The sequence below is a fragment of the Methylomonas sp. BG-2 genome (assembly GCF_057766305.1).
The window spans coordinates 1-3,626 of sequence record NZ_JBYMAP010000318.1 but is presented as its reverse complement, the minus strand read 5'-3'; the positions used below and the strand labels follow the sequence as shown (position 1 = coordinate 3,626).

The window sequence follows — 3,626 nt, the reverse complement described above, 5'->3', positions numbered from 1 at the left end:
AACGCATCTTGAACTACCGAATTTTCGCCGACGCTCAAGACAAAATGAATCTCAGCCTGCGCGACATCGGCGGCGGCCTGTTACTGGTGCCGCAATTTACGTTGGCGGCCGACACCGATACCGGCAATCGTCCCAGCTTCGCTTCCGCCGCGCCGCCGGATATTGGTCGAGAGCTGTTCGGCTACTTGCAACAGCAAGCCCGCCAGCGTTATCCCGGCAGCCAATTCGGGCGCTTCGGCGCCGACATGCAAGTGTCGCTGACCAACGACGGCCCGGTGACTTTTACATTGCGCTGCCGAGAACATACGGCTTGATCGCCAGCGTCCTGGCGGTTAACTGAGTCCGACCACGCGCTTTCGTAGCAATACGCCATTCGTGCAATTTCAGTTCGGCGCTTGCCAAACTCGGACCGCTCCAAGCACAAAACGGCTAACGGCATAAATAAACTATGTTAAATAACACAATTTATTTGCCGATGTATCCTCCGGCACCTTACAATATGCCTACAACTAACCACACCACGGGAATATTATGAAAATAAGGCATATCGTTTTGATCGCTAATCTGGCCGCGGCGGCATTCTTGACCGGTTGCGAAGCCAGTAAACCGGCCACCGAAGCCAACGCGGAACCGGTCGTTGCCACGCCGGCGCCGGTTGCCAGCCAAGCCGCTCCCGCCGCCGCGCCGGCGCCAGCCGCGGTTGAACCCAAACATTGCGACAAACACCAGGCCGCGGCCGACGAACACGACTGCATCGCCCATTGCGCCAAAAGCAAGGGCAAGAAAAATAAAGCCTGCATCAAACATTGCAAAAGCCATGTAGCGCCTCATCACGACTGCGCGAAACATTGCGCCGATCATCCCGGCGAAAAAGACAAAGCTTGTGCCGAACATTGCGCCCAAGACGCCAACGCGCCGGCTCATCAGTGCCACACCGCACATTGCGACCACCATGCCGCGGCCGCCGAGAAAACCTGCGATTCCGGCCACTGCGCGCATCACAAAGGCGGTGCGGCTCATCAATGCGGCACGGAACATTGCGCGGCTCACGGCGGTAACATGGCGGATTGCTGCGGCAACGCCCATAAGTGCGATATGTAACCGCAGCCGGATTAGCTCAACCAACCCGACGAATGAAAAAAGCCGGCGAGAGCCGGCTTTTTTATTGCTCGCGAACCTCACTCACCAAGGCATGACTTTACCGTCGCCGTAGCGCAGAAAGCCGCCGGATTGGGCCGGCGTGAAACCGCCGATCACGGTGATCATGCCTGCCACGCTTTCGTCGGCATCGATCAACGCGTTAGGCCCGCCCATGTCGGTTCTGACCCAACCCGGATGCAGAATCAGCACGCCGATGCCTTGCGGCGCCAAATCGATGGACAGGCTTTTCATCGCCGCATTGACCCCGGCCTTGCTGGACCGGTACAGAATGCTGCCGCCGCTGGTGTTGTCGGTCATGCTGCCCATCAGACTGCTGACGGTGACGATCAGTTTGCGTTGCCCCGCTCGTAGATTGGGCAACAGCGCTTCGGCCAACTTTACCGGGGCCAGCGTGTTGATCGTCAAGGTATGCTGCCAGGCGGCGTAATCCAGCCGCCCGAAACCTTGGCCGGCCTGGTCGCCATAGACGCCGGCGTTATTCAGCAGCACGTCGATCGGCGTTCCGTTCAAATGGGCCGCCAGCGCGTCGATTTGCCCAAAGTCGGCGACGTCCGCCGCCAACACTTGCAGCCGATCCGAAGCGGCCGCCAGCGCAAGCAGCGCGTCGGCTTGGTCCGGGCGCCGACAAACCGCCAGCACCCGCCAACCGGCCGCCGCATACTGTTTACAAAATTCCAATCCCAAGCCGCGATTGGCACCGGTAATCAACACGGTTTGCATAAAATCTCCCGAAATTTAAAAGCGATAGAGTCAGCCCAAATGCGCCCGCGCCAGCCTTACCCAATAACTGGCGCCCAGCGCGAGTATGTCGTCGTTAAAATCGTAACTGGCGTTGTGTAGCGTGCAAGGTCCCGCGCCGTGGCCGGCGCTACGATGGTCGCCGTCGCCGTTACCGAGAAAGCAGTAACAACCGGGCAAGACTTGCAGCATGAAGGCAAAGTCTTCGGCGCCCATGGTCGGCACCTGCGGCAACACCCGTGGCTCGCCCACCATCTCGATCATCACCCGCCGAGCTTGCTCGACCGCCCCCGGCTCATTGACCGTGGCCGGATACAAGCGCTGAAATTCGAAGTCGCCGGTCATTCCGTGGGCCAGACACAGATGTTCGGTCAGTTGCGCCATCCGAGCTTGGATCATATCCAGCAAGTCGGCGGAAAAAGTCCGCACGGTACCGGCCAATTCGCAACGGTCGGCAATGATGTTGGTCGCCTCGCCGGCGTTCAACATCGTCACCGAGATCACGCCGCTGTCCAGCGGATTGGCGTTGCGGGTCAGTATGGTCTGAAAGGCGGTAATCAATTGAGCCGCGACCGGCACCGGGTCCAGCCCCAAATGCGGCATCGCCGCGTGGCAGCCCTTGCCATGCACGACGATTTTAAAACGGCTCATCGACGCCATCACCGGACCCGCGCCGACCGCGAATTCGCCGACCGCCAAGCCCGGCCAATTATGCATGCCGTAGACCGCTTGCATCGGAAAGCGCTCGAACAAGCCGTCCTTGATCATCGCATCGGCACCGCCGCCACCCTCCTCGGCCGGCTGGAAAATCAAATACACCGTGCCGTCGAAATCGCGGTGCCGCGCCAGATAGTCCGCCGCCGCCAACAACATCGCGGTATGGCCGTCGTGGCCGCAGGCGTGCATCTTGCCGGGATAGGCGGAGGCGTGCGGAAACCGGTTTTGCTCCTGAATCGGCAAGGCATCCATATCTGCGCGCAAACCGATCGCTCGGCCGCCGCTGCCCGATTGAATAACCCCGACCACGCCGGTCTTGCCCAAGCCGCGATGCACCGGTATGCCCCATTCGCTCAGCTTGGCGGCCACCAAATCGGCGGTGCGCTGTTCCTCGAAACACAATTCCGGGTGGGCATGAATATCCCGGCGCCAAGCCTGAATCCGGTCCAGCGCGGCGACGATCTCGGGTATCGCCCCGTCCGGAACGGTGCTGGTTAAAGGCGGAAGATTCTCGCTCATGATTTACGACTCGGTAGAACAACACTATTATTGCGGTCGAACTCGCCCAACCGATCCGTTGGACGAAGCCTAATCTCATCCGCCATCGAAACCGCCGATGCCCGACTCGTACCGCTACCAGGTGCTTATTGCCGTCCCGACCATGCCGCACTACCGGCTCGGGTTATTCGAGCGGTTGGCGGAAAATTTGGCGCGCGACGGCGTTAAACTCGAAGTAGTTTACGGTAAACCCAACCCGGAGCAAGCCGCGAAACGCGACTTGGTGGAATTTGCGCCGCCGGTCGGTGTCAAGGTCCGCAATTATTGGCTGAACGAAACGGTACTTTACCAAGCGATCTTCGGCAAAGCCTTGAACGCCGATCTGGTCATCGTGCTGAACGCCAACGGCCATCCGCTGAACTTTTTGCTGTGCATCGCCACGAAACTTGGCGGACCCAAATTAGGATTCTGGGTCTATAACCGCCGCTCGCAAATCCACGAGCGCACGCTTA

At 59.7% G+C, this 3,626-nt stretch carries 5 protein-coding genes; 2 read left to right on the top strand and 3 right to left on the bottom strand.

Going from position 1 to position 3,626, the window contains the following annotated elements; all coding sequences use genetic code 11:
- A partial coding sequence (gene dtd, locus AC3B8H_RS19445; RefSeq protein WP_488443176.1) for a D-aminoacyl-tRNA deacylase occupies positions 1-314 on the top strand: 314 nt, incomplete at its 5' end.
- Between the two features lie 178 nt (positions 315-492).
- Here dtd and AC3B8H_RS19440 read toward each other — a convergent pair.
- From AC3B8H_RS19440 to AC3B8H_RS19430, 3 genes are read right to left on the bottom strand one after another with little or no spacing between them, the layout of a single operon-like run.
- Positions 493-1,125 carry a hypothetical protein gene (locus AC3B8H_RS19440; RefSeq protein ID WP_488443175.1) on the bottom strand — a complete coding sequence of 211 codons (633 nt, stop codon included), beginning with the start codon at positions 1,123-1,125 and terminating at the stop codon, positions 493-495.
- A 57-nt stretch (positions 1,126-1,182) separates the two neighbouring features.
- Positions 1,183-1,881, bottom strand: coding sequence for an SDR family oxidoreductase (locus AC3B8H_RS19435; RefSeq protein WP_488443174.1), 699 nt, complete (start codon positions 1,879-1,881; stop codon positions 1,183-1,185).
- A 30-nt stretch (positions 1,882-1,911) separates the two neighbouring features.
- Positions 1,912-3,135 carry a M20 aminoacylase family protein gene (locus AC3B8H_RS19430; RefSeq protein ID WP_488443173.1) on the bottom strand — a complete coding sequence of 408 codons (1,224 nt, stop codon included), beginning with the start codon at positions 3,133-3,135 and terminating at the stop codon, positions 1,912-1,914.
- 97 nt (positions 3,136-3,232) lie between these two features.
- Between AC3B8H_RS19430 and AC3B8H_RS19425 the strand changes: the two genes are divergently transcribed.
- On the top strand, positions 3,233-3,626 hold a 394-nt coding region (locus tag AC3B8H_RS19425), incomplete at its 3' end, for a hypothetical protein (RefSeq protein ID WP_488443172.1).